Below are 25491 nucleotides of genomic sequence, written 5' to 3' on the forward strand. Positions count from 1 at the left end.
TGAATGATTGACCGATCGGGGGACGCATTTTCCCCTTTTTGACTTTCCTGCAAGGCCGTTTTTGCCTGACCACATAAGGAGAAAAAGATGTCATCACAGGGAAATTTAACGCATCTATGGCGCAGAGGATTGCGACGATTGGCAGTTGCTACGGTTTCTGTCGCGCTGGCCGCGCCGGCCTGGGCGCAAGATCAGAAACCCAACATTCTGGTCATCTGGGGCGACGACATCGGTCAGTCGAACATCTCGGCCTATACCAAAGGCATGATGGGATACCGTACGCCCAATATCGACCGGGTCGCGAATGAAGGTATGATCTTCACCGACTATTATGGTGAGCAGTCCTGTACCGCAGGGCGGTCGTCTTACATCATGGGTCAGTCAGTGTTCCGCACAGGGCTGTCGAAGGTTGGCCTGCCAGGTGCCGATCTTGGTATGCAGGTCGAAGATCCGACCATTGCTGGGTTGTTGAAGGACCACGGCTATGCCACCGGTCAATTCGGCAAGAACCACCTGGGAGACAAAGATGAACATCTTCCGACAAACCACGGATTTGACGAGTTTTTCGGAAATCTCTACCACCTGAACGCGGAAGAGGAGCCCGAGAACGAAGACTATCCGGGTGATACCGTTTTGCCCGATGGCCGGACTTTCCGCGAAGCCTTTGGTCCCCGTGGCGTCATCAAGTCCAAGGCCGACGGAACCATCGAAGATACCGGACCGCTGACCAAGAAGCGGATGGAGACCGTGGATGAGGAAACGGTGGCTGCGGCGATCGACTTCATCAAGCGGGCCCACGAGCAAGGCCAGCCCTTCTATGTCTGGTGGAACGGAACGCGCATGCACTTCCGCACTCATGTCAAAGACGAGATGCGCCAGCAGGCCAATGACATGACCGGACGTGTGATGGACGAATACTCGGCCGGCATGATCGAACATGACATGCATGTGGGCCAGCTGCTCGATCTGCTGGACGAGCTGGGCATCGCCGACAACACGATCGTCCATTACTCGACAGACAACGGACCGCACTACAATACGTGGCCCGATGCTGCGTCCACGCCGTTCTGGGGCGAAAAGAACACCAACTGGGAAGGCGGCTGGCGCGTGCCCTCGATGGTGCGTTGGCCCGGCAAGATCGAACCTGGATCGGTCACCAACGAGATCGTGCATCACATGGACTGGCTCCCGACCTATCTGGCGGCGGCCGGAGATCCCGAGATCAAGGACAAGCTGAAGGCAGGCTATTCGTCCTCGGGGATGGGTCGCGACTACAAGGTGCATCTGGACGGCTACAACATCCTGCCACTCTTGACGGGTGAAACCACAGAAAGCCCGCGCAAGGAGATCTTCTATTTTTCGGATGACGGCGACATGACGGCGCTGCGCTTCGGAGACTGGAAGCTGATCTTCCTGGAGCAGAAGGCTTGGGCCACCCTGCGCGCCTGGATGGAGCCATGGACCGAACTGCGCGTTCCGATCATCGTGAACCTGCGCCGCGATCCCTATGAACGCGGATATCGCACGTCCAACACCTATTATGACTGGATGATCGACCGCGTGTATTTCCTAGTGCCCGCGCAGCAATACGTGGCGAATTTCCTCGCGACCTTCCAAGAATTCCCGCCGCGCCAGAAGGCGGCGAGCTTCAGCCTGGATCAGGTGATGGAAAAGATGCTGACGCCGACCAACAACTGATAAAGGTCGGTTCTACTCTCGAGGGTCGCCGGCTTGATCGGCGACCCTCATTTCTTTGATGCGAAAGGATATTTCATGTTCCGCCTGATCTTCTCAGCCGCCGTTTTCGCGTTGCCTGCGGGCCTTGCGGCGGACCCTCTGCCCAGTTGGACCGACAGTCCGGCCAAGGAACGGATCATCGCCTTTGTCGATACGGTGACGACGCCGAACTCGGACGACTATGTCACCCCCGCAGACAGGGTGGCGGTGTTTGACAATGACGGAACGCTCTGGGCCGAGCAGCCGGTCTATTTCCAGTTCATCTACGCCATGGATGAGTTGGCCGAGATGGCGCAGGACGATCCCTCGATCCTGACCACGCCGACCTTGGAGGCAGCGGCCAAGGGCGACGCCGAATCCGTGCTGAAGGGCGGTGAAGATGCCCTGATCGAAGTCGTCAGCGCCACGCATTCGGGGCTCAGCGTCGATGCCTTCCATGCTTCCGTCGCCGAATGGCTCCAGACGGAACGCCATCCCGATACGGGGCTGGCCTATGACCAGATGACGTACCAGCCCATGGTCGAACTGCTCAGGTATCTGCGCGACGAGGGGTTCACGACCTACATCGTCTCGGGTGGAGGCCTGCATTTCATGCGCGTGTTCGCCGAGGACGCCTATGGGATACCGCCCAACCAGATCTTGGGTACCTATGCGGACAGCACCTACGAACTTGTCGACGGCACTCCCACGATCATGAAGGCGCCCGCGCTGGCGTTCATCGACGACAAGGAGGGCAAGCCAATCAACATCGAGCGTACGATCGGGAAACGCCCGATCCTGGCGGTCGGCAACTCGGACGGTGATTTTGCGATGCTGGAATGGACCACCGCCGGCGACGGGCCGCGGATGGGCGTTCTGATCCACCACACAGATGCCGAACGGGAATGGGCCTATGATCGCGACAGCCACATCGGGCGGCTTGTCGACGGGCTGGACAAAGGCCCAGAAATGGGCTGGGTTATCGTGGATATGGCCAAAGACTGGTCCCGGGTTTTCACCGGCTCGAACTAAAGCGCGGAAAGGTCGGCACACTTATGTGGACATTCATCGCCTCGCTGTCCGTCTTTGCCATCTACTGTGTCGCGGTGTTTTTCGCAGTACGGGCCGCCCAGACGGCGCGCACCCCGCAGGGCGCCGTGGGCTGGGTGGTGTTTCTGCTTTCGGCACCGTTTCTGGCGGTGCCGCTATACCTGTTTCTGGGACATCACCGGTTCAAAGGGTATCGGATCGCCCGCAAGGAAAGCGAGCGCGTGGTCGAAGGGATCCGCAGCTTTGCCGATCACTCGAAGCCCGATCCCGCAACGCTGACCGTCAATCCGCGCCCGTTCGAGGCATTGGCCCACTTGCCCCTGTCCCGCGGCAACGGGGCTGAACTGCTGATCGACGGCGAGGCGACGTTTCAATCCATCTTCCGTGCGATCGATGTGGCCAAGAACTACGTCCTCATTCAGTTCTACATCGTGCGCGATGACGCGCTGGGACTGGAACTACAAGACAGGCTGATCAATGCGGCCAAACGCGGGGTCAGCGTCCGGTTCATGACTGACGCGGTGGGCAGCTATGGCCTACCCTCCTCATACCTGGAGGAGCTACGCTCGGCCGGTGTGGATGTCGCTGATCCACGCGACCAGCGCGGGCCGAAGTTCCGGTTTCAGCTGAATTACCGCAACCACCGCAAGACCGTGATCATCGACGGCGAAACCGGGTTCATCGGCGGGCACAATGTGGGCGTCGAATACCTGGGGCAGGATCCGTATTTTGGCCGCTGGCGGGACACCCACATCAAGATGACCGGCCATATCGTTCGGCAGTTGCAGCTGATTTTCACCGAGGACTGGCACTGGGCCCGCGGAGAAGACCTGATTGACGTTCTGGACTGGGCGGGGTCGGAATCCGATCAGGACATGAACGCGCTGCTGGTCGCCACCGGACCGGGCGACGCGACTGAAACTGGGTCGTTGATGTTCTTTTCCACCATCGCTGCGGCACAGGAGCGGTTGTGGATCGCATCACCTTATTTCGTGCCGGATATCGACGTGATGACAGCACTGGAACATGCCGCGCTGCGCGGAGTCGACGTCCGCATTCTGGTGCCGGACATGATTGACCACCGCCTGCCCTGGTTGGCGGCCTTTGCCTATTTCGATGAAATCCGGGATTCCGGCGTGCGCGTATTCCGCTATACTGACGGATTCATGCACCAAAAGGTCATTCTGGTGGACGACACGTTGGCCGCAGTTGGCACCACCAACCTGGACAACCGCTCGTTCCGTCTGAATTTCGAAGCGATGGCGCTGTTTTTCGACAGCCGGGCAGCCGCTGCCACCGAGAACATGCTGAAGACCGATTTCGAAGCCAGCTACGAAATGACCAGAAGCCTAGCCCAGCAACCGCCGCATATCCGCTATGGCGCGCCTTTGGCGCGGTTGTTCTCGCCGATCCTCTAGGTCAGGAACCGTTCCTGGAACACGCGCGTCATCAACGCGACCATGAATGCCGTGGAAAGACCAAAGGCCAACAATCCGGTGACCGAGGCGAAGGCCCCGAATATCCGCAGCCCCTCTCCCAATACAATGTCGCCATAGCCCAGCGTCGTGAAGGTCACGAGCGAGAAATACAAGGCCGAGTTCCAGTCCGGGAGGACATCTCCCATCACCCAGACAATCGCCCAGATCCACACCTGAATCGTATGCGTCGCTACGATGACGGCCAGCGCCAAGGCGATCGGGCCTGCCGTGGGCAGAAAGGTTCCCTGCCCGTCCCACCTGTCGATCACCTTGCGCACCATGATAGTGCACCATGTGAGCAGCCCGATCTCGATCAGGAAACACAGCCCCAGATAGAAGCTGCCCCAAAGGATCTGCTGCGACAATGTCATGGTGATACCCTGCATCGGCCCGGAAACTGAAACTGCACAATGGCGGCTCTGCTCTCAAGGCACAAGGCCGGACAGCGGGCGGTCGTGCGACGAAAAGAACCGAAACTTTTTGAAGGCTGGACAGCGGATCGGCGCGCCGCACATTGTAGAGCGCACCAAGTGAGACTGATCATGTTGTTGGAAATACAGAATATCCACAAAACCTACCCGCGCGGGCGGCCTGTCCTGAACGACGTTTCGTTGTCGCTGGAACGCGGTCAGACGCTTGCTATCACCGGCGAAAGTGGCAGCGGCAAAAGCACGTTGCTGAACCTTGCCGGCGCGCTGGACAGTTTTGACAGCGGTGAGATCGTTCTGGATGGCACGGCGTTGTCGCGACTGGACGATCGCGGCCGCGCATTGCTACGGCGCGAAGACGTGTCCCTGGTGTTCCAGCAATTCAATCTGATCCCGTCACTGACGGTTGCGCAGAACCTGTCATTTCATGCCCGGCTGGCAAATCGAGTTGACCCCGAGTGGCTCGCGCATCTGACCGCGACGCTCGGTCTCGCCGATTTGACCCAACGCTATCCCGAACATCTGTCGGGCGGCCAGCAACAGCGGGTCGCGATTGGCCGGGCCCTTGCCGTCCGGCCCAAGCTGCTGCTGGCGGACGAGCCGACGGGAAACCTGGACGAGACTGCAAGCGCGGCGGTTCTGGACCTTATGCTGTCCTTGGTCGCGGATACCGGGGCAGCCCTGCTGTTGGTGACGCATTCGCCCGTGATCGCGGCTCGGCTTGATCGAACGGCGCATCTGGCAAACGGTCGGATCGCATGACTCGCACCGTGATCCAGGCCCTCTGGTCGCATTGGCGTTGGCACCGCATCCAACTGGCCACGCTGCTGATCGGAATCGCGCTTGCGACAGGCCTTTGGTCGGCGGTCCAGGCCATCAACGCCGAAGCCCGGGCCAGCTATGCGCGTGCCAACCAACAATTGGCGCTTGGGCAGATAGAGATGCTGCGGCATCCATCCGGCCACATTCCTTTGGACACATACGTAAATCTGCGTCGCGCCGGATGGCAGGTCGCGGCCGTTCTGGAAGGTCGGTACAGGGTTGGGGATCGCTCGGTTCTTTTGACCGGAGTGGACCTTGTCTCCTACCCCCCGCTTCCGGCGGTAACGCAACTGGAACAGGAAGAGGCCTCACCCGACCCGGCGACCATGCTGACCGCGCCCGGCCGACTGCTGGCGCCACCAGACTTGGTGCCGATGCTGGAGGATCGGCCCGATCTTCCACCGGCTATCGCCAGTACCGCGCTTCCCCCCAATGTGGTTCTGACCGATATCGGCGTAGCTGAGACGTTGCTGAACAAACCGGGTGAGATTTCGCGACTTGCCATCCTGCCCGATCAGCCTCGCGGAGTTGCGCCCCTGTCCCAGGTTGCGCCAGAGCTGAACCGCCAGCCCCCCGGAAACAGCGTCGACACTGCCCGCCTAACCGACAGCTTCCACCTGAACCTTTCCGCGTTCGGCCTGCTGTCCTTCGCCGTCGGGCTGTTCATTGTAAATGGAACGGTTGGGCTGGCCTTTGCGCAGCGCCGCGGAATGGTCCGCAGTCTGCGGGCGATGGGAGTCCCGATGGGGACGCTTTCCCGCATCATTCTGGCCGAACTTGTAGGTCTGGCTTTGATCGGTGGATCCATGGGCCTGCTGCTGGGTTTTTTTCTGGCCGGAGCGTTGTTGCCCGATGTCGCCGCAACCCTGCGCGGGCTCTATGGGGCTCCGGTGGATGGCCAGTTGCAACTGAGAGGCGGTTGGGTGCTGACCGGGCTGGGTATGTCCATCACAGGAACCCTGGCAGCCAGCGGATACGCCCTGTGGCGTCTGAGCCGACTGCCGATATTGTCCGGCCCAGGCTTGCAGGCATGGCGTGGCCGCAGCACAAGAGCCGTCGTGACCGGACTGGCGGGTGTGTGGCTCGCTCTTGGCGGGTTCGTGATCTTTCTTCTTTTTGACGGATTGGTCGCTGGTTTCGCTCTGATGGCAGGCATTCTGACCGGCAGCGCCCTTTTGCTGCCTCTGGTTCTGTCCAGCATATTGCACCTGTGCGCAGGGCGCGTCCGTGACCCGGTGCGGCAGTGGGTGCTGGCCGACATGCAGGCCCAGCTGCCGGGCCTGTCGCTTGCGCTGAAGGCCCTGCTGCTGGCCCTGGCCGCCAATATCGGTGTCGGAACCATGGTGTCCAGCTTCCGGCTTACCTTCGTCGGTTGGCTGGACCAGCGCCTGATGGCCGAGCTGTACATCACGGCAAAGGACTCGGATCAAGGTCTCGAGATCGAGACATGGCTGACCCCGCGCGTTGACGCAGTCCTGCCGATACGGAATGTGGAGCTGGATCATCCCACAGGCCCGCTGTTTCTGTACGGAGTGGTCGATCATGCGACCTACCGGGACAACTGGCCCCTTGTCGCCGCTGCCCCGGACGTATGGACCAAGGTTCTGTCCGACGGCGCCATCCTGATCAACGAACAGCTGGCCCGCCGTGCTGATCTGTGGCCTGGGGATTCGATTGCTCTGACCGCCGATCACACTCTGGCAATCGCTGGCGTTTATTCCGACTACGGCAATCCGACCGGGCAAGCGATCGTCTCAATGGACCTGTTCGGCAGGATCGCGCCAAATGCCGAAAACCGACAGTTTGGTATTCGCATCGCTCCGGAGCGCTCAGATGAGCTGGCGGCCGATCTGCAGAACAGGTTTGATCTGGACCCCGGCGCGATCATCGGGCAGGCCGCGGTGAAGGCGCAGTCCATGGCGATCTTCGAAAAGACATTTGTCGTGACATCCGCGCTGAACATCCTGACGCTTGGCGTGGCCGGCTTCGCCATTCTGACCAGCTTGCTTACGCTCTGGACCCAGCGGCTGCCTCAGATCGCTCCGGTCTGGGCAATGGGGCTGACGCTGTCGCATTTGTCCAAACTGGAACTGGCGCGGAGCATGGTTCTGGCTTTCCTTACCGCCTGCCTCGCCTTGCCGCTGGGTCTGGCACTGGCTTGGATTCTGCTGGCCGTCATCAATGTCGAGGCGTTTGGATGGCGGCTACCCATGCACCTTTTCCCGTCGTCATGGGTGCAGCTCATGCTGTGGACACTTGTGGCCGCCGCCCTTGCCGCGGCGCTGCCTGCCTGGCGGCTTCGGCGGATGCCGCCGGCCGATCTGCTGAGGGTCTTTGCCAATGAACGCTAAACTACTCGTGTGTGCGCTGTTCTGGCCCCTTGCGGCAATGGCGCAGGGGTTTGCCGGTTTGGGCGGCTCAGCCGACGGGTTTGACGTACCACAACCAGAGTACCAGTTCGAATTCCCCGCCGACCACGGCCCGCATCCGTCCTATCGGATCGAATGGTGGTACCTGACGGCCAACCTGACCGGGGAGGACGGTCGGGACTACGGCATACAGTGGACTCTGTTTCGCTCTGCCTTGAAGCCATTTGAAACCGCCGGCTGGCAAAGCCCACAGATCTGGATGGGCCATGCCGCGCTGACAACTCCGGAACGCCACTTTTTTGCCGAGCGCCTGTCTCGTGGTGGAATTGGTCAGGCCGGTGTCACGGCCGACCCGTTCGAAGCATGGATCGACGAATGGCGCATGGCAGGACCAACGCTCCAGACCCTGACCCTGACTGCAAACGGAGCCGATTTCGGGTACGACCTGAACCTGTCTGCCTCGGGGCCGCTGGTTTTTCATGGTGAGAATGGCTTTTCCGTAAAATCCGCTGATGGGCAGGCCAGCTACTATTATTCGCAGCCGGGCTACGCCGTCCAGGGCACGCTGCATCTGCCCGACGGCGATGTAGCGGTCACCGGGAACGGATGGCTGGACCGAGAGTGGTCTTCCCAGCCTCTGTCCGCCGATCAATCCGGGTGGGACTGGTTCTCACTCAGTTTCGAGGACGGCGACAAGTTGATGGCGTTTCGCCTGCGCGGCGGACGTGGGGACTATACCTCGGCCACCTGGATCAACGCGGACGGTTCCAGCCGCAGCCTGTCGGACGGGTCGGTTATATTCACACCACTGGAAACCAGCCGGGTGGCGGACCGCGATGTTCCGACGGATTGGCGCGTGACCATCCCGGGTGAGGATCTGGACATTCGCGTCCAAGCTCAGAACACCCAAGCCTGGATGGGGACGCGCTTTCAATACTGGGAGGGTCCAGTCACCGTGTCAGGCAGCCACGAGGGGCGCGGCTACCTTGAGATGACCGGCACTAGCGGGTTTAGCGGACCACGTAGACCGAAACGTTCGAGTGGCGCACCACTCGCGCCGCGTTCGGTCCCAGCAGGTAGTCCTTGAAATCCGGCTTGTGCGCACCGATCACGATCAGATCGCTGCCGGCACTTTCGGCGGTCTTCAGGATCTCCTGATAGGCCGTGCCGGTTGCAACGACATGGCGGATCTTGGCATTGCGCTCCGACCCGACTGCATCGACACACAGCTCAACCAGCTTGTCATGCGCTTCATGCTGCGCCTTGTCGTGGAAGTCGGGCCGGAAAAAGCCGGACACCCAGCTTTCACCGAAATCCGGCAGCACGGTCACCACGTCCAGCTGGGCCCCGTCGAGATCGGCCAGTTTCGCGGCAATTTTCAGGACAGGAGCATCGATATTGCCGTTGCTGATATCAACGGCGCACAGGACGGACTTTGTCATGCGGGCACCTCTTGTCTGGCGGCACGGCCGCGTTGCAGGAAGGCGATCAACCCCAGCAGCAGCATGGCCGGGATATAGATCAACTGTTTTGGCGGCTGGGTGACCGGCAGATCGGCGGATGCGATACGCACCGGCTCGTCCGCGTAATAGTCGAAATTGGCCAGGTCATCGGCGATGGGCGAGCCGAACATAGGTTCGTCCATCTTCACCAGGCCATCTTCCTCGATCAACAAAAAGCCCATGGCATCTACACGCGCCGCACCATCAGGTTCGGACCCCACGCTGACGACGACCGTGGTCTCGGTCATGTTGCCGGTGTCGAAATCCGGACCACTGACCACCACCCGCACGTCGGTGCCTGGTTCAGCCTCACCAATGGCCTGCACGAATCCGGCCGGCTCAACCTCGAGGTGCGAGGGTGAGATGCGATCCATGAAATAGTCCGGCCGGAACAGCGCGAAGGCGATCGCAATCAGCGCAACGCTTTCGTAGATTCGGCTGTGGGTGAGGAAGTAGCCCATCGTTCCGGCCGTGAACACGAGGATCGCAATCGTGGCGAATATGGCCACTATGATCCCCTCAACCCAGGTGACATCGATCAGCAGCAGGTCGGTGTTGAAGATGAACACGAAAGGCAGCGCCACGGTACGCAGGCTGTAGAAGAACGCAGTGAAGCCGGTCTTGATCGCGTCACCGCCCGATACGGCGGCCGCAGCAAAGCTGGCCAGACCCACAGGAGGCGTCACGTCGGCCATGATGCCGAAGTAGAACACGAACAGGTGCACCGCGATCAGCGGCACGATCAGGCCGCTTTGCGCGCCCAGTTCGACCACAACGCCCGCCATCAGCGAGCTGACGACGATATAGTTTGCTGTGGTCGGCAGACCCATGCCCAGGATCAGGCTGAGCAGCCCGACCATCACCAGCATCAGGATCAGATTGCCGCCGGACAGGAACTCGACCAGATCGGCCATCACCTGCCCCACACCGGTCAGGGTCACGGTACCGACGATAACGCCGGCCGTGGCCGTGGCCAGCGCAATGCCGATCATGTTGCGCGCGCCGTCGATCAGGCCCTGCCACAGATCGGCAACCCCATCGACAAAGGAGTTTGCCAGATCGCTTTGACCCCGGAAAATCGCCTTGAGCGGTTTCTGCGTCAGCAGGATCACGAACAGCAGCGCGGTTGCCCAGAAGGCCGACAGACCCGGCGACTTCTGTTCGATCATCAGGAAGTAGACCAGAACGATGATCGGCAGCAGGTAATGCAGGCCGGCCTTGTAGATCTCGGAGATCACCGGCAGCTTCACTTCGGTCGCGTTCGGGTCATCGGGCTCAAGGTCGGGAACCTGAGCCGCCAGGAACAGCAGAGCAACATAGACGGCGCACACCGCCAGGCTCAGGATCAGACCAGCGCTGGACGGCGCCCAGCTTGTGACAGCATCCACCGGGAACTGCGAACCATAGCAGAGCCCCGCAAACACCAGGAAGAACATCAGCATCCCCACGACCGTCCGCGCCAGATGCACGTCGCGGTCGCCCAGAGTGGGCATGTTCCGCTTCACGGCCTCGAGATGGACGATGTAGACCAGCGCAATGTAGGAAATCGCCGCCGGAAGGAAGGCGTGGGTGATGACCTCGACATACGAGATGCCCACGTACTCCACCATCAGGAAGGCGGCGGCGCCCATCACGGGCGGCATGATCTGGCCGTTGACCGAACTTGCAACCTCGACCGAGCCGGCCTGCTCGCTGGTAAAGCCTACGCGCTTCATCAGCGGGATGGTGAAGGTGCCGGTGGTGACGACGTTGGCGATGGACGAGCCCGAAATCAGGCCGGTTGCGGCCGAACCGACAACGGCGGCCTTGGCCGGACCGCCGCGCAGGTGACCCAGCGCGCCGAAGGCCATCTTGATGAAGTAATTCCCTGCCCCGGCCTTATCCAGCAAAGCGCCGAACAGAACGAAGAGGAACACGAATTTCGTCGAAACACCCAAGGCGATGCCGAACACACCCTCGGACGTGATCCACATGTGGCTCATCGCCTTTTTCAGGCTGGCGCCTTTCCACCGGATCACTTCGGGCACCCACTCGGACGAGCCGAAGAACACATAGGCCAGGAAGATCGTCGCAATGATCGCCATGGCGGGGCCAAGCGCGCGCCGCGCGGCTTCGAACAGCAGGATCAAGCCGCCGAGGGCGATCCATTTGTCGACATCATCCGCCAGACCGCCCGCATTGACGATCTTGTCATAGAAGAAATAACCGTAAAGGGCGACACCGGCCCCCAGAACACCCATGATCCAATCCTGGATCGGAATGTAGTTTCGCGGACTGGATTTCAGCGCTGGATAAGCCGCGAAGGCCAGGAACAACGCGAAGGCCAAATGAAACTGACGCGCGTTGTTCACAACGCTGCCGGGCAGGACGTAGTTGGCAATCGGTGACGCCAGAACGACTTGAAAGATCGACCAGATTGCGGCCACGATCGCGAGGAACAAGCCGACATTTCCAGCCGGGTCCCGGGCACCCGCATCCGAGGATGCGACCAGTTCCTGTAGTTCTTCTTCGGATAACGGACGATTGCCCTGTTGATCAGCGCTCATCAAATGTCTCCCCGTCCAACGGCCGGTTTCCGGCGCAGCTTTGGTCTTTCCGGCGTCTCACCGGTTGAAAACGAGGCGCGAACAGCGCCTCGTTTCTGGACTTGAAGGTGGGTTACTGGATCCAGCCTTTTTCCTTGTAGTACTTCTCGGCGCCCGGATGCAGCGGAGCCGACAGACCGTCCTTGATCATTTCCTCAGGCTTGAGGTTGGCAAAGGCCGGGTGCAGCTTTTTGAAGTCGTCGAAGTTCTCGAAGACCGAGCTGACAACCGCGTACACCGCATCGTCAGACACGTTTGCCGAAGTCACGAAGGTCGCGCCCACACCGAAGGTCTGAGTGTCAGCGTCCGAACCGCGATACATGCCGCCGGGGATGGTGGCCGTACGGTAGAACGAGTTGTCGGCAACCAGCTTGTCAACGGCTTCACCGCTGACGTTCACCAGAACCGAGTCGCACGCAGTGGTGGCTTCCTGGATCGAACCGGACGGGTGGCCGACGGTGTAGACCATCGCATCGATCTGGTTGTCACACAGCGCGGCCGACTGTTCTGCGGCCTTCAGCTCGGTTGCCAGTTCGAAGTCATCCGTGGTCCAGCCCAGGGCTTCCATCAGAACTTCCATGGTGCCGCGCTGACCGGAACCGGGGTTGCCGATATTGACGCGCTTGCCCTTCAGGTCTTCGAAGTTCTTGATGCCGGAATCGGCACGGGCCACCACGGTAAACGGCTCGGGGTGAACAGAAAATACGGCGCGCAGCTCTTCGAACGGGCCGTTTTCCTCGAATTTCGAGGTGCCGTTGTAGGCATGGTACTGCCAGTCGGACTGGGCCACACCGAATTCCAGTTCGCCTTCGCGAATGGTGTTGATGTTGTAGACCGATCCACCCGTCGATTCGACCGAGCAACGCACGCCATGTTCTTTGCGGCCCTTGTTCACCAGGCGGCAGATCGCGCCACCGGTGGGATAGTACACGCCGGTCACACCGCCGGTGCCGATGGTGATGAATTCTTCGGCATAAGCCGCCGGAGCCATGAGGGCAGCGGTCACGACCGCGCCGAGGCTGAGCTTGCTTTTCTTGATCATTTAGGAACTCCCAAGATTCTTATTGTGGACGGAAGACAGGCCAAAGGCCCCTTGTCCGGGGGACGAGCCATTATGACAATCCGCATGAGCAGGCAACGGATGAGCTCAAATTTTCCCGAATTCTCCCAACAGTCACGATGGTTTGTTGCCAGTACCTCTGTTGTCAAGCGTTAAGCGCCCGACCCCGGCGTCGGGACGCACATATGACGTGGAACCCAAAAATTTCCCCGGCTTGACCCCGCAACAAGGGGTGTCGCACCGTGTTGACCGGTCTGTGGCGCGTCAAGTATGATCTCTCAGGTCGCTGAGTTCGAAGATTTCTTGTTTTCTGACAATCGGTTATTTGTTTTTTTCCTGTTCGTGTGAGTTCACAGCGTGATTGGTTATTCTTCATTGCAAAGCAAATCGTCATCAATCAGCGAGTTCCGCTGGCATTTGTTTCTGGCGCTGGTCTTCACGGTCGCCGCCGGTGAGATGTTTTTCGACACATATCGCGTCGTTTACTTCGGCGCGGTCTCTTTCGACGACTATTCCCACTACCTGCTGTATCTTCTGGATGAAGAGCGTGGCCGGGTTCCCCCTTCGCCGCATGTTTACCGCATAGGCTCGGTTATACTTGCGCTGCCGTTCTACAATCTGCCGTTCGTCTCGCTGTCCACCGGGTCGGGAGAAGTCTTTCTTCCTGACAGCGTTGCTGATGCCAAGGCATTGGCCGCGATGTGTGCCGCCAACGTCTTCTACCTGGTTCTGACGGCGCTTCTGGTTTACGTCTATTTGCTGCGGCGTGTTGGAACCAATGCGCAGTGGGCATTCATCGGCGCCGCGTCAGTTCTGTTTCTGGGGCAGTTTCTGGCGCTGGAAGGCAATGACGGCATCTCGGTCTTTCCATTGACAGTGGCCCTTCTGTTTGCTGCCGAGAAGAAATGGAAGTGGTTTCTTCTTACCGTGTTTCTTGGCGCGTTCATCAATGAAAAGATCATCATCGTGACGCTGCTGATCTTTGGTCTGCGCGCATTGGCAATAATGTCCTTGCGCAGCGACGAGGCCAAGGTCACGGCCGCTCTGTTTTGCCTGTTCGTTGGATTTCTGGTTGTCATTACCGCATTTCCGTTTCCGGGCGTGAACGACAATCAGAGAGAGATTGGGCAATTCATCTCCAGCGCGCTGTCCACGCTGAAAGGCAGCACAAGTGTCAAAGGACTGTATCTGAACGTCTGGCCGTTGTTGGTTCTGACCTCCTGCTGGTGGATTGCCGTGACCGGTCAAGCTGAACATCAGGTCCTACGCCGGACGGACGTTTTGGCGCTGCTGGCGTTTTTCTCGCTCATCGCCATGTTGAACGTACAGTTCAATATCGGTCGGCTGGTCATGTACTTCATGCCGTTTTTTGTCGTGGGCTGCATTCAGGCCCTCGCAGCCAGCGACAACTGGCGCGCGACTTCGTCTAGAGACGGCAATGAGTGACGAGGCCACCCGGCAACGCGAGGTCAGATGCTGAGCTTCTTGAACACCGGCTCGGGGATGTTTCGGATGATCGCCATGATCAGTTGCCAAATCGGCTTAACGTAGATCACGTTCCGACCGCGCTCGACCGCCCGGGCCGTTGCGGCGGCAACCTCGGACGGCTGCGCCGTCAGACGCTCGGGCAAGTCCATTCCTTCGGTCATTTGTGTGTCGACGAATCCCGGAAGAACCGTCACGACATGCACGCCTTTCTTGGCGAGTCGGTTGCGCAACCCGGACAGAAAAGCAGTCAGGCCGGCCTTGGCCGATCCGTAAACATAGTTGGTCGCCCGGCCCCGATCACCGGCCACGGAACTGACACCCACAATCGTACCCGATCCGCGCTCTTCGAACCGGTTGGCAAAGGCTCCGAGGATCTGAGCCGGCCCTTCGAAGTTGCTGCGCATCACCAGAGAAGCCGCGGCGGCGTCCCTTTCGTTCTCGGCCTGCTCGCCCATGTACCCGACAACGCAAACGACGATGCCCGGCAATTCAGGCAACGCATCGATGAACCCATCGAAGCTGTTGGCTTCCAGAACGTCGAACTCGTGCAAGGTTGCCCCTATACCATAGCGCAGTTCGATATCGGCCTTGTCGGCCTCGAGCGTCTCAGCATTCCGGGCGGCCAGCTGGACCGGGTGCCCCCGCTCGGCAAACTCATGAGCGATGGCCTTGCCGATATCCGACCGGGCACCAAGAACGAGAACGGGTTCCATTGTCATATTTCAAGCCTTTCTGACTGGGCCGAGCGGAACCGGTCCCGCCAACCATTGACGTTGCGCGCCTCGCGGAATCGGGTCACGCGATCGTCTGATCTGTTCAAAGTATTGGCCGACATCCTGCTGTCTTTGGCCAGGTAGAACCGTCCACCATGTTCCAGAGTGATCCGATCCAGCTTGTCCATGAGGATGAGCGTTTTGTCGGAAATCGGGAAATCTAGCGCCAGCGTGTATCCCTCCATGGGGAAGGAAAACGGACTGTCCTGCGGGCCGAATCTTTTAAGAACGGACAAAAACGAACCCATGCCCTTGCCAGCGATGGCTTGCAAAAGCTCGGTCAGGCCGGCGCGTGAACGATGAATAGGCAACGCGCATTGAAACTGGGCAAAGCCGCTGCGACCGTAGATACGGTTCCATCCCAATATGGCGTCCAGCGGATAAAAGAACGTATCCCAGTTCACCAGCTTGGTATCGCCGTTTCGAACCCCCATCCAGTAGTAACCGGCGTTGAATGCCCGAACCGTATGGCGATTCAAGGCAAACGACGGCAGATCCATCGGAACGGATTTTTTGCGCTTGGTCGGGCAGATTAGGGGTTGCCGGGCATACCGCCCCGGCAGGTCCGAGACCGCAGCGTGTTCTCCCAGCATCACCAAAGACCGCCCCAGGTTTCGGCCTGTGGACAAGCAGTCGATCCACGCGACCGAGTATGTTGCATCCTGTGCGGCCTCGAATGCATTCATCGCATCCTGAAGGCTGGGTGCGGCTATGGTCTTTTGCTTGATCCAACCTGTCTCGACCGGCTGCAACCGAACCGCTGCCCGCACGATGATCCCGGTAAGGCCCATGCCGCCCAAGGTGTGATCGAACAATGCGCTGTTCGACGCGCGGCTGCATCGGGTGATCTCCCCGTCATCGCCCATGACCTCAACCCATTCGACGCAATGGCGGAAACTACCGACGCGGTGGTGGTTCTTGCCATGAACATCTGCGGCGATGGCACCGCCGATCGTGACGAATTTGGTGCCCGGTGTAACGATCGGAAACCAACCCCGAGGCAGAAACGCTGCGATCACGTCGCCCAGCAGAACCCCCGCCTCGGCAACCAACACTCCGGTCTGGTTGTCGAAGGACACCATCCTGTTCAGATGCCGGGTATGTACGGTTGTCGTGAGGCCAATTGCGCTGTCCCCATAGGCGCGCCCATTGCCGCGCGCGATCACATCTGGTCCTGCCCGCACGACCGATCGAAGGCTTTCGACGCTGCGCGGCGCGATCACTCTGGTCTCAAGAACGGGGTACCTGCCCCAGCCGGAAAGCCTCATGCCCGCGCCTCCGCCGCGCCGGTGTTGAATACGAAGCGCTTATCCAGATGGTACTTGATCACGTAACCCACCGTCAGCCCGATAACCGCGCCAACCTCGCGCATGAGATCGGTTTTCCAAACCACCCAAAAGGCCGTCTCGGTGCCCCAAAATATTGCGGTGGTGACCACACCCATCGCTGTATAAAGCGAAAATTTCTGACCGTGGGCCTTCAGTCCCGTCTGCCGGTCATAGAAAATCCAGTGCTTGTCGAGGGTATATTTGACCAAAAGTCCGACAAGAGTACCCGCAAACACTGCAGCCGCGAAGTACCAGCCACCCTCGCCAAGCGACAGGACTGCGCGCTGCGCAGCCAGGTTCAAGGCCATCGCCACGATGGCAAAGGCGGAATAGCGCAGAATCAATCCCTGAACCGTCACAGCATTGACCCCGCGACAACGAACAGCAGAATTATGGCAAAGCAAAGCAGGCTGACAGGGTCCTTGGCCGCGTAGATCACGGGATCATCGTGCATGTTGCCACGATGCGTAATCATGACGGTCCGGGTGATCCAGAACAGCAGGACAGCACACACGCCCCATAGGGCTTGCGGGTAGGAGTAGAGCTGCACCACCGCCGGCGAGCTGACATAGAGCGCCATCACCAGAACGGCGACATAACCCGCACTGACGGCGATCATGGAGATAATCGGAAGGTCATCCACGTGATAGCCGCGCCCGGTTGCCGACAATTTACCGCGTGCCGCATAGTCCACCAACTCGGCCTGCCTTTTGACCGCCGCAAGCGACAGGAACAGAAACATCGAAAATGCCAGGAGCCACACCGAAAGCTCCAACCCTGTTGCCGCTCCACCCGCCACGATCCGGGTCGTGTAAAGGCCGGCCAAGACACAGATGTCGATGACCAACTGGCGCTTTAGATACAATGAATACCCGGTCGTCAGTGCATAATACGCCACCATCACCAGGAAAAACTCCAGCCCGACCGTGGCTGCAATGACCGAGCCTGAAATCAGCAAACCGGCAGCCATCCACGTTCCGGACGAAATCGGAATGCTGCCCGAAGCAAACGGCCGCGCGCGTTTGCGCGGATGCGCCCGATCTGCTGCAAGGTCCAGCAAGTCATTCAGAACATAGACACTGGATGCGATCAGGCTGAACGATATGAAAGCCAGCAACGACAACCAAAACACCTGCCCCGTCAGTTGATGGGCCGCCAGCATCGGCAAAAAGACCAGCAGGTTCTTCATCCATTGATGCGGACGCAGCGCCTTGAGATAGGACCGGGCGGTCACTTCGTGTGTGTGCAGATGCTCGACCTTGGGTGCGACCGCTTCCGCTTGTTTCGCCAGTCCCAGCCCCGCGTTCACGGAAACCGCCAGATTGGCCCTTCGCCACACCGCAAGGTCGGCGTAGGAATCGCCCATATAGGCGTATCCGCCCGGACCAAAGCGTTCGTCCAGAAACTCGGCCTTGTTTTCACCTTTCAGGTTCAGCGACCCGTCGGAACCATAAACCTCGTCGAAAATACCCAGATGGGCTCCGATGCTTTGGGCAATGCCTTCATCCGAGGCCGTCACAAGGGCGGTCTTGCCGCCATCAGCGCGCCATTTCTCGACGTACTCCACCACCTTGGGATCATAAGGCAACGAGGTGACGTCAATTTCGGCCTCTTCGGCCAGGTAACGTTTCAAAGAAGCGCGTCCACCCAACAGAGCCGCGGCGGAGTGAAACGGGCTGCGCCAGTTCCGTCCGAAAGCCGACCAAAAGCTTTCGTACAGCATGTCACTCTTCAAAAGAGTGCCATCCAGATCTACCACAAGGATTTTGCACATAAATCAACCAACTATAATCATTACCCGGGACGGGGAACTATGAGGTCCGTTATTGCAAAGCTCAAAAGGCATGGCAACTGCACAGCCGTGCCCGCCAACCTTTCTCGTCATAGCCTGCTTCGATATCACGTCAGTGCCTGTCACGGCTCTTTGTTTCACCAATTTCTATGGCCAAATGATGGCGTCACGGCCTATCCCAGTGACGCTGTACCATAATCGCGTTCTTTCAAGTGTTTGACGGCTCCGCACCCAAAGCGGCCGTATTCATATTGCGCGAGCTTCAAGGATCACGTCACTCTGGAATGCGCCCACTTCAGCGCCCAGTCACGCGCGGATACGCTGCCAGAGACACCGTGCAACGGAGACACAGACGACCCCTGCGCTGACTATAGTTGACGATTTGGAAACTCTACCGCCGCACCTGATACCGCATCAGACAACGGTCCGGATCCCACTGTTCCGCGTGCAGTTTCGTCGCACCAATTCGAGGCTGGATGCTCGAGGTGCAGCCAGCCGAGCACGCGAGCTTTGACAGAGCAAATGCCCTGAACACTATACCAAAACGGGTGCGGTGGTGGTGCCCAAGGAGAGACTCGAACTCTCACGCCCGTGAAGGCGGGGGATTTTGAATCCCCTGCGTCTACCATTCCGCCACTTGGGCCACGCGCATTGAATTACCGCCCATCTGGCCGAAGGTCCAGAGGCAAAAAACGGTCAATCGACGAACAGCCCGGGACAGATCGGTTGACGCCCCGTCGGACGCGTGGTTTGCCTCGTCATGACAAAGCTTGGGAACACGCGCTGATGCTGCAATCGCTTTATGATCGGACGATCCGACTGGCCGACCACCCACACGCACTATGGGTGTTGGCATTTGTGGCATTCATCGAAAGCTCGGTCTTTCCGATTCCACCCGACGTGCTGATGATCCCTATGATTCTGGCACGCCCATCGCGGGCATGGTTGATTGCCACCGTTGCGCTGGTTTTTTCGGTCTTGGGCGGCCTTTTGGGATACGCAATCGGCGCGTTCTTCTACGACAGCATCGGACAACCCATCCTCGAAGCGATGGGCAAGGGTCACGCGATGCAGGAATTCAACCAGCGGTTCAACGATTTCGGGTTCTGGGCCGTTCTGACCGCCGGTGTCACGCCTTTCCCGTACAAGGTCATCACGATCATGTCCGGTTGGACAGGAATGCCGCTGGGAACTTTCATCGCCACTTCGATTCTCGCCCGCGCTTTGCGGTTTTACATCGTCGCCGGGTTGCTTTGGGGCTTTGGCGAGCCTATCCGGGACTTCATCGAAAAACGGCTTGGGCTGATGTTCACCTTGTTCATCATTCTTCTGATCGGCGGATTTCTGGTGGTGAAATACATATGACGCGGAAACGGACACTCATTTTGCTGGCAGCGGGTGGGTCTGCAGCATTGCTTCTTGCGGCTTGGGGGTTCCAGAATCTGGGCGGCATGGCACCGTGTAAATTGTGCATCTGGCAACGCTACCCGCATGGTGCGGCTGTGCTGCTCGGCGTGCTGGCTTTTGCATTTCCGGGCGTGCGCCTGCTGCCCCTCCTCGGCGCAGCCGCTGCCGCCGCCACGTCCGGCATCGGCGTCTATCACGCCGGGGTCGAGCGCGGCCTGTGGGAAGGTCCGTCCAGTTGCACATCGGGCAGTATCAGCGGCCTGTCCGCCGAGGAGTTGATGGAGCAGATCATGGCCGCCCCGTTGGTGCGGTGCGATGATATCCCGTGGGAAATGTTCGGGCTGTCCATGGCTGGGTGGAACGCACTGCTGTCCGCAGGTCTGGTTCTGGTGTGGCTGGCCGCCTGGCGCGCGCGCTGACCCTACTGGGCGTCCAGTTCCGCATCCCAATACAGAAAGTCGATCCAGCTTTCGTGCAGGTGGTTCGGCGGAAATTTCCGTCCGATATTCTGCAGCATACTGGCGTCAGGCTGCCGAGGCGGCTTGCGCAGGCTCATCCCCGCCTGACGCAGCGATTTCGACCCCTTGCGCAGATTGCATGGACTGCAGGCGGCCACCACGTTCTGCCAACTTGTGACACCCCCTGCTGCACGCGGCACGACATGGTCGAAAGTCAGTTCGCCCCGGCTGCCGCAGTACTGGCAGCGGAATTCATCCCTAAGAAATAAATTAAAGCGCGTGAAGGCCACGCGCTTTCTGGGTTTCACATAGTCTTTCAGGACAACCACCGACGGTATTCGGATCACCGTACTCGGGCTGCGGACCACTTCGTCATACTCGGCGACGATATCGACCCGGTCCAGCCAGGCGGCCTTTATCGCCTCCTGCCAGGGCCACAGCGACAGCGGATAGTAGGAAAGCGGGCGATAATCGGCGTTCAAAACCAATGCCGGATGGTGCTTGAGGGCACCTGGCTCCCTGACAAATTCGGTCCTGAAATCTCCGTCCATGGCTGAATCGCTCCTCGCTCTCGGCTGCCTGTATGGGACACCAGAGCGGGGAGCACCCGCCCCGGTCTTAACTTAACTATATATCGTGTTAAAACTCTGACAAGTCCTGTTTTTCCACAACATCTCGGTAACGGACTATTCTGAATCCGTAACAATCACGTGACAGTTATCCACAGCTTGCGCAGGTCCGGAACTGAGAGTATGGCGGAGCTCATGTCATGGTTCATCCGCTTCAACAAACCCTTTGACGTGCTGCCGCAGTTCACCGACCGGCAAAATGCCGACTCGCCCCGCAGCAACCTGTCGGATTTCATCGACCTGCCGGGGGTCTATCCGGCCGGGCGGCTGGACCGTGACAGTGAGGGGCTGATGCTGTTGACTGACAATGGGCGGCTGCAATCCCAGATCTCGGATCCCAAGCACAAAATGCCCAAAACCTATTGGGCCCAGGTCGAGGGCATCCCGGATGCGGCTGCCATTCGGGCCCTGCGCGACGGGGTCGAGTTGAATGACGGCATGACCCGCCCAGCCAAGGCGCGGCTGATCGACGAACCCGAGGGTCTGTGGCCACGCACGCCCCCAATCCGCGAACGCAAGACGGTGTCGGATTGCTGGCTGGAACTGACCCTGCGCGAGGGGCGCAACCGGCAGGTGCGCCGCATGACGGCCGCCGTGGGCCACCCCACCCTGCGCCTGATCCGCGCCCAGATCGGAGACTGGACACTGGACGATCTCGCACCCGGCAGCTGGGACAGCTTGCCGATGCCCGTTCTGGAAACCGCCCCCCAACGCAAACGGGACCGGCGACCGCGGCGGTGACTTTTTCGGCGATTTCCGCTATCATATCTCCATGAAAGTAGCAGCCGGAATCCCGTCGCCTTCGGGCATTCTCGAGGCCGCGCTGTATGTCGATGATCTGGACGCCGCCGAACGGTTCTATGGCGAGGTACTGGGCTTGGAACGCATTCAGCGCGTCAAAGGTCGGCATGTGTTCTTTCGGGTCGGCGCCTCGGTGTTGCTGTTGTTCAACCCGGACCAGACGAAACAGCCCACGACCAACCCTGACCTGCCGGTGCCGCCGCATGGCGCACGCGGTCCGGGGCATGTGTGCCTGATCCTGACGCGCGACCAGATCGCGTTGATGCGCAAGCATCTGCTGGACTGGAACGTCCCGGTCGAGGCCGAGTTTGACTGGCCCAACGGGGCACGATCGCTCTATGTGCGAGACCCGGCCGGAAATTCGGTGGAGTTTGCCGAGGGTCACCTCTGGGGGTGACCCTCCCGCGTCACAGGCTCAGCTTGTCGCGCATGAAGGCCAAGGCGACGCCCAGCCCGTCGGGCGCGATACCGTGGCCGGTGCCCTTCATGACATGAGCAAAGACCTCCTTGAAGCCTGCGCGCTGCAGGGCCTCGGCGGCCTCGGGCAGCGATTGCGGCGGCACCACGTCATCGGCATCTCCATGAACCAGCAGTACAGGCATCCGGCTGACCACCTCGTCGGCCAGCAGGTCCGGCTCCAGCAGGCGGCCGGAAAACGCGATCACTCCGGCCACCGGATCTTCGCGGCGCGGAGCCACGTGCAGGCTCATCATGCTGCCCTGGGAAAAGCCGAACAGCACCACCTGCTCGGGCAGCACGTCCTCGTCCACCATCAGGGCATCGAGAAAGGCGTTGAAATCCTCGACCGCCATTTCCATGCCGCGCCGAGCCTCTTCCTCGGACGAGCCGTCGATCCACGGGATCGGAAACCACTGATACCCGTTGGGCATGCCGGGGATCTGCTCGGGCGCGTCGGGGGCCACGAACAGCGTGTCGGGCAGGTGTTCGCCCAGAACATCCGCAAGCCCCAGCAGATCGGCCCCGTTGGCGCCATAGCCGTGCACGAACACCACGACCGAGCGCGTGTCGCCCGAAACCGGCTCTTTGCGGAGCGCGTTCAAAACCCTTGTCATCTGATCCCTTCCCTATCCTTGGCCACGCGGTAATAGGCCCACAGAACCCGGGCTGCAACCGACCGCCACGGCGACCACGCCTCGGCCATCTGCCGCAGCGCCTTGTCGGTCGGCCGATCCGGCAGGCTGTACAACATCCGCGCGGCCTCCTGCAGGGCCAGATCGCCCGGCGCGATCACATCCGCCCGCCCCAGCGAGAACATTGCATAGATCTCGGCCGTCCAGACCCCGATACCCGGCACCTGCGTCAGGGTCGCAATGACCACGTCATCGGGTGCGTCGCGCAGGGCCTTGTAGTCGATCCGCGCCTCGGCCAACGCCCGGGCATAACGGATCTTCTGACGGCTCAACCCCACTGCGCGCAGCTCATCATCGGTGGCCCATTTGATCTTGCGCGGCCCGGTCAGGCCCGCCTGCTGCATCCGCCCCCAGATCGCGTTGGCCGAGGCCACGCTGACCTGCTGGCTGACGATGGCGCTGAGCAGTTGCGCGAAGCCGTCGGGCCGGCGGCGCAGGGGCAACGGGCGGGTCAGTTCGATCGCGTGCGCCATGCGCGGACAGGCGTCAGACAGCCACTCGGCCCCTTCCGCAACGCATTCTGGTGTCTCGATAATTCGACCAACGGTCATGGCTGCTCCGGGTGGCGGTTCGGGGCGCAGGTTAGGCTGCTTTGTCGCATATGCAACCCGCTTGTATGTCCGCCGGTTCGCCGATACCCATTTGCGCATGACGATGACCAGCACCGCCCCCGACGATACCCGCGCTAAGCGCAACGTTGCCGTTCTGGTGGCGGCGCAGGCGATTCTGGGCGCACAGATGCCGATGATCTTCATCGTCGGCGGATTGGCGGGCCAGTCGCTGGCCAGCAACGCTTGCCTGGCCACGCTGCCGATTTCGCTGATCGTTCTGGGGTCGATGCTGGCGGCCACGCCGGTCTCGGCCATCATGCAGCGCTGGGGCCGCCGCGCCGGGTTCCTCGTCGGCGCCACCGCCGGAGCGGTGGGCGGCGCCGTGGGCGCCTATGGCCTGTACCTGGGGTCGTTTCCCGTCTTTCTTGTCGGCAGCCTGCTGACCGGCATCTACATGAGCGCACATGGCTTCTATCGCTTTGCCGCCGCCGATACCGCGTCGGACGCGTTCCGGCCCAAGGCGATCTCGTACGTCATGGCCGGTGGTCTGGCTGCGGCTATCATCGGGCCGCAGATCGTCAAGCTGACCTCGCAGGCCTATGTCATTCCGTTCCTGGGCACATATTTCGCGGTGATCGCGGTGAACGTCATCGGGTCGGTCCTGTTCCTGTTTCTGGACATTCCGACCCCCGACCGCCCGTCACAGGATGCACCCAAAGGCCGGTCGCGGCTCGAGCTGCTGAAGACTCCGCGCATCGCCGTGGCCATCATCTGTGCCATGGTCTCATACGCGCTGATGAACCTTGTGATGACTTCGACGCCGCTGGCCGTTGTCGGCTGTGGCTTCTCCGAAGGGGATGCGGCGGATGTGGTCACCAGCCACGTTCTGGCGATGTATGTTCCCAGTTTCTTCACCGGCCATCTGATCGCCCGGTTCGGGGCCGAGAAGATGGTCGCCATCGGGTTGGCGATTTTGGGCGGCGCGGGTGTCGTCGCGCTGCAGGGCGTTGAGATCGGGAACTTCTTTCTGGCCCTCGTGCTGCTTGGCATCGGCTGGAACTTCGGCTTCATCGGTGCCACCAGCATGCTGGCGGCCGAGCACGATGTGCATGAACGCGGCCGTGTGCAGGGCCTGAACGACCTGTTGGTGTTCGGAGGCGTGACGATTGCGTCGCTGGCCTCGGGCGGATTGATGAACTGTTCGGGCGGATCCCCGGTCGAGGGATGGACCGCCGTCAACCTGGCGATGGTGCCGTTGCTGACTTTGGCGGGCGGCGCGCTGCTGTGGCTGGTGCTCAGACCCCGCGAGGCCAAACTCTCCTGATCACCACCGACCGGTGGTCGCGGTCCAGATCAGTGACACGCGCCGTCGGATCTCGCCCACGTCCAGCGCACCAGCAGCGACCCGACCGGGCTCAGCCAGAACATTACGCAGGACGCGGTCTGCCTGCCAGCCGACATAAAGCGCAGGGCGTGCCTGATCCGAAACATCGGCGCGACGCGCCCGGGCCGCGGCCATCCGGTCCAGCGCGCGCTCGGCCAATTGGCGCACCCCGTCCGGTGTCCCGTCCAACAGGGGGACGCGCCCGCGGGCCTCAAGCTCGGGGATGGCTCGGAACCAGTTCGCCACACCGACCGCGGAGCCAAAATCGCGCAGGACCGTTTCGTCGGCGGCACCCAGGGCTTGCGCCGAGGCGACCATCAGCGACCCTGCGCTGTGCGTCAGGTAGGCCTCGAAGTGTTCCTCATCCTCGAACGGATCCCGGTAGATATCCCAACGCCTTACGGCCACGAATTCATCCAGCATCGCCGCCAGATGCGGGGACAGGACGCGCGACAGGGGCGTGACCACCTCGTGCCGCCGCACGGAGGGCCCTTCGGCGATCTCCTGCAGCGCGTCGCGCCACCATTGCAGGCGCATTTCCGCGATCATCGGCTCTTGGGTGACCCACGGCGCGCGGGCGACCTCGATGTTCATCGCATAGATCGGAAACAGCACGGCCCGCGCCTGAACCGGCGCCGCCATCGCGGCCATGAACCGATCGGGGTCGGCCCGGTGGACCAGCGCCGCGCAGGCCTTGACGTCGTCGTCGAAGGTCACGC

The 25491-nt window shown here is 60.6% G+C and carries 24 protein-coding genes and 1 tRNA gene; 12 read left to right on the top strand and 13 right to left on the bottom strand.

The features are described 5' to 3' along the window. The first annotated feature begins 87 nt into the window (after positions 1–87). The 3 genes from ACR0JC_RS02945 to cls all read left to right on the top strand — a co-directional run bounded on the left by ACR0JC_RS02945 (position 88) and on the right by cls (position 4184). Complete coding sequence (locus ACR0JC_RS02945) at positions 88–1698, top strand: arylsulfatase (RefSeq protein WP_093962145.1); 1611 nt, start codon at positions 88–90, stop codon at positions 1696–1698. A gap of 75 nt (positions 1699–1773) precedes the next feature. Next, positions 1774–2748 carry an HAD family hydrolase gene (locus ACR0JC_RS02950; RefSeq protein ID WP_170339034.1) on the top strand — a complete coding sequence of 325 codons (975 nt, stop codon included), beginning with the start codon at positions 1774–1776 and terminating at the stop codon, positions 2746–2748. A gap of 23 nt (positions 2749–2771) precedes the next feature. Next, positions 2772–4184, top strand: coding sequence for a cardiolipin synthase (gene cls / locus ACR0JC_RS02955; RefSeq protein ID WP_170339032.1), 1413 nt, complete (start codon positions 2772–2774; stop codon positions 4182–4184). On the opposite strand, the gene ACR0JC_RS02960 is transcribed toward cls, so the two are convergent. Continuing rightward, positions 4181–4615, bottom strand: a complete 435-nt coding sequence (locus tag ACR0JC_RS02960; RefSeq protein WP_093962966.1) for an ion channel — start codon at positions 4613–4615, stop codon at positions 4181–4183. The genes cls and ACR0JC_RS02960 overlap by 4 nt on opposite strands. Positions 4616–4786: 171 nt before the next feature. Here ACR0JC_RS02960 and ACR0JC_RS02965 point away from each other — a divergent pair, with 171 nt between their 5' ends. Genes ACR0JC_RS02965 through ACR0JC_RS02975 form a run of 3 tightly spaced genes read left to right on the top strand, consistent with a single transcriptional unit; the run spans position 4787 to position 8950 of the window. Next, a complete protein-coding gene (locus ACR0JC_RS02965; protein WP_170338488.1) occupies positions 4787–5434 on the top strand; it encodes an ABC transporter ATP-binding protein in 648 nt (215 codons plus the stop codon). Next, positions 5431–7845, top strand: coding sequence for an ABC transporter permease (locus tag ACR0JC_RS02970; RefSeq protein WP_170339030.1), 2415 nt, complete (start codon positions 5431–5433; stop codon positions 7843–7845). The genes ACR0JC_RS02965 and ACR0JC_RS02970 overlap by 4 nt, the downstream gene beginning before the upstream one ends. Next, the gene (locus ACR0JC_RS02975) at positions 7835–8950 is read left to right on the top strand and encodes a lipocalin-like domain-containing protein (protein WP_480763177.1); all 1116 of its coding nucleotides are present in this window, start codon (positions 7835–7837) and stop codon (positions 8948–8950) included. Before ACR0JC_RS02970 ends, ACR0JC_RS02975 begins: the two co-directional genes overlap by 11 nt. On the opposite strand, the gene ACR0JC_RS02980 is transcribed toward ACR0JC_RS02975, so the two are convergent. The 3 genes from ACR0JC_RS02980 to ACR0JC_RS02990 form a co-directional block, all read right to left on the bottom strand. After that, positions 8874–9305: a universal stress protein gene (locus ACR0JC_RS02980; protein WP_170339026.1), complete on the bottom strand. Its 432-nt coding sequence runs from the start codon at positions 9303–9305 to the stop codon at positions 8874–8876. The genes ACR0JC_RS02975 and ACR0JC_RS02980 overlap by 77 nt on opposite strands. Next, positions 9302–11911 (bottom strand): TRAP transporter permease, encoded by a 2610-nt coding sequence (locus tag ACR0JC_RS02985; RefSeq protein ID WP_170339024.1) that lies wholly within the window; start codon positions 11909–11911, stop codon positions 9302–9304. The genes ACR0JC_RS02980 and ACR0JC_RS02985 overlap by 4 nt, the downstream gene beginning before the upstream one ends. 112 nt (positions 11912–12023) lie before the next feature. Then, a complete protein-coding gene (locus tag ACR0JC_RS02990) occupies positions 12024–12992 on the bottom strand; it encodes a TAXI family TRAP transporter solute-binding subunit (RefSeq protein WP_170338481.1) in 969 nt (322 codons plus the stop codon). A gap of 474 nt (positions 12993–13466) precedes the next feature. Here ACR0JC_RS02990 and ACR0JC_RS02995 point away from each other — a divergent pair, with 474 nt between their 5' ends. After that, the gene (locus ACR0JC_RS02995; RefSeq protein WP_480763181.1) at positions 13467–14456 is read left to right on the top strand and encodes a hypothetical protein; all 990 of its coding nucleotides are present in this window, start codon (positions 13467–13469) and stop codon (positions 14454–14456) included. 23 nt (positions 14457–14479) lie between these two features. Here the strand turns inward: ACR0JC_RS02995 and ACR0JC_RS03000 are convergent, their stop codons facing one another. The 5 genes from ACR0JC_RS03000 to ACR0JC_RS03020 form a co-directional block, all read right to left on the bottom strand. Beyond that, a complete protein-coding gene (locus ACR0JC_RS03000) occupies positions 14480–15211 on the bottom strand; it encodes an SDR family oxidoreductase (protein WP_254430705.1) in 732 nt (243 codons plus the stop codon). 2 nt (positions 15212–15213) lie between these two features. After that, a complete protein-coding gene (locus ACR0JC_RS03005) occupies positions 15214–16539 on the bottom strand; it encodes an FAD-binding oxidoreductase (protein ID WP_170339019.1) in 1326 nt (441 codons plus the stop codon). Next, complete coding sequence (locus ACR0JC_RS03010; RefSeq protein WP_170339017.1) at positions 16536–16958, bottom strand: GtrA family protein; 423 nt, start codon at positions 16956–16958, stop codon at positions 16536–16538. Before ACR0JC_RS03010 ends, ACR0JC_RS03005 begins: the two co-directional genes overlap by 4 nt. Further along, on the bottom strand, positions 16955–18373 hold the full coding sequence (locus tag ACR0JC_RS03015) for a UbiA family prenyltransferase (protein WP_170339015.1): 1419 nt from the start codon (positions 18371–18373) through the stop codon (positions 16955–16957). Before ACR0JC_RS03015 ends, ACR0JC_RS03010 begins: the two co-directional genes overlap by 4 nt. Positions 18374–18948: 575 nt before the next feature. Continuing rightward, positions 18949–19034: transfer RNA gene (locus tag ACR0JC_RS03020), tRNA-Leu, on the bottom strand. Positions 19035–19177: 143 nt separating this feature from the next. Here ACR0JC_RS03020 and ACR0JC_RS03025 point away from each other — a divergent pair. Next, entirely contained in the window at positions 19178–19756 is a 579-nt protein-coding gene (locus ACR0JC_RS03025; protein WP_093962156.1) for a YqaA family protein, read from the top strand. Beyond that, the gene (locus tag ACR0JC_RS03030) at positions 19753–20217 is read left to right on the top strand and encodes a disulfide bond formation protein B (protein WP_170339012.1); all 465 of its coding nucleotides are present in this window, start codon (positions 19753–19755) and stop codon (positions 20215–20217) included. Before ACR0JC_RS03025 ends, ACR0JC_RS03030 begins: the two co-directional genes overlap by 4 nt. Positions 20218–20219: 2 nt before the next feature. On the opposite strand, the gene ACR0JC_RS03035 is transcribed toward ACR0JC_RS03030, so the two are convergent. After that, the gene (locus ACR0JC_RS03035) at positions 20220–20807 is read right to left on the bottom strand and encodes an HNH endonuclease (protein WP_093962158.1); all 588 of its coding nucleotides are present in this window, start codon (positions 20805–20807) and stop codon (positions 20220–20222) included. Positions 20808–21020: 213 nt separating this feature from the next. Here ACR0JC_RS03035 and ACR0JC_RS03040 point away from each other — a divergent pair, with 213 nt between their 5' ends. Continuing rightward, positions 21021–21626 (top strand): pseudouridine synthase, encoded by a 606-nt coding sequence (locus ACR0JC_RS03040; protein WP_170340050.1) that lies wholly within the window; start codon positions 21021–21023, stop codon positions 21624–21626. Positions 21627–21657: 31 nt separating this feature from the next. After that, entirely contained in the window at positions 21658–22083 is a 426-nt protein-coding gene (locus ACR0JC_RS03045) for a VOC family protein (RefSeq protein ID WP_170339010.1), read from the top strand. A 10-nt stretch (positions 22084–22093) separates the two neighbouring features. On the opposite strand, the gene ACR0JC_RS03050 is transcribed toward ACR0JC_RS03045, so the two are convergent. Then, positions 22094–22759 carry an alpha/beta hydrolase gene (locus ACR0JC_RS03050; RefSeq protein WP_170338468.1) on the bottom strand — a complete coding sequence of 222 codons (666 nt, stop codon included), beginning with the start codon at positions 22757–22759 and terminating at the stop codon, positions 22094–22096. Next, a complete protein-coding gene (locus ACR0JC_RS03055) occupies positions 22756–23388 on the bottom strand; it encodes a DNA-3-methyladenine glycosylase family protein (RefSeq protein ID WP_480763188.1) in 633 nt (210 codons plus the stop codon). The genes ACR0JC_RS03050 and ACR0JC_RS03055 overlap by 4 nt, the downstream gene beginning before the upstream one ends. 97 nt (positions 23389–23485) lie before the next feature. On the opposite strand from ACR0JC_RS03055, the gene ACR0JC_RS03060 reads away from it, so the two are divergent. Further along, complete coding sequence (locus tag ACR0JC_RS03060) at positions 23486–24712, top strand: MFS transporter (RefSeq protein ID WP_170390708.1); 1227 nt, start codon at positions 23486–23488, stop codon at positions 24710–24712. Here ACR0JC_RS03060 and ACR0JC_RS03065 read toward each other — a convergent pair whose 3' ends face one another. Next, positions 24713–25489, bottom strand: coding sequence for a squalene/phytoene synthase family protein (locus ACR0JC_RS03065; RefSeq protein WP_170340048.1), 777 nt, complete (start codon positions 25487–25489; stop codon positions 24713–24715). It lies immediately after the preceding gene. Between the last annotated feature and the right edge of the window lie 2 nt (positions 25490–25491).

The sequence above is a fragment of the Ruegeria sp. CH5 genome, assembly GCF_056537025.1.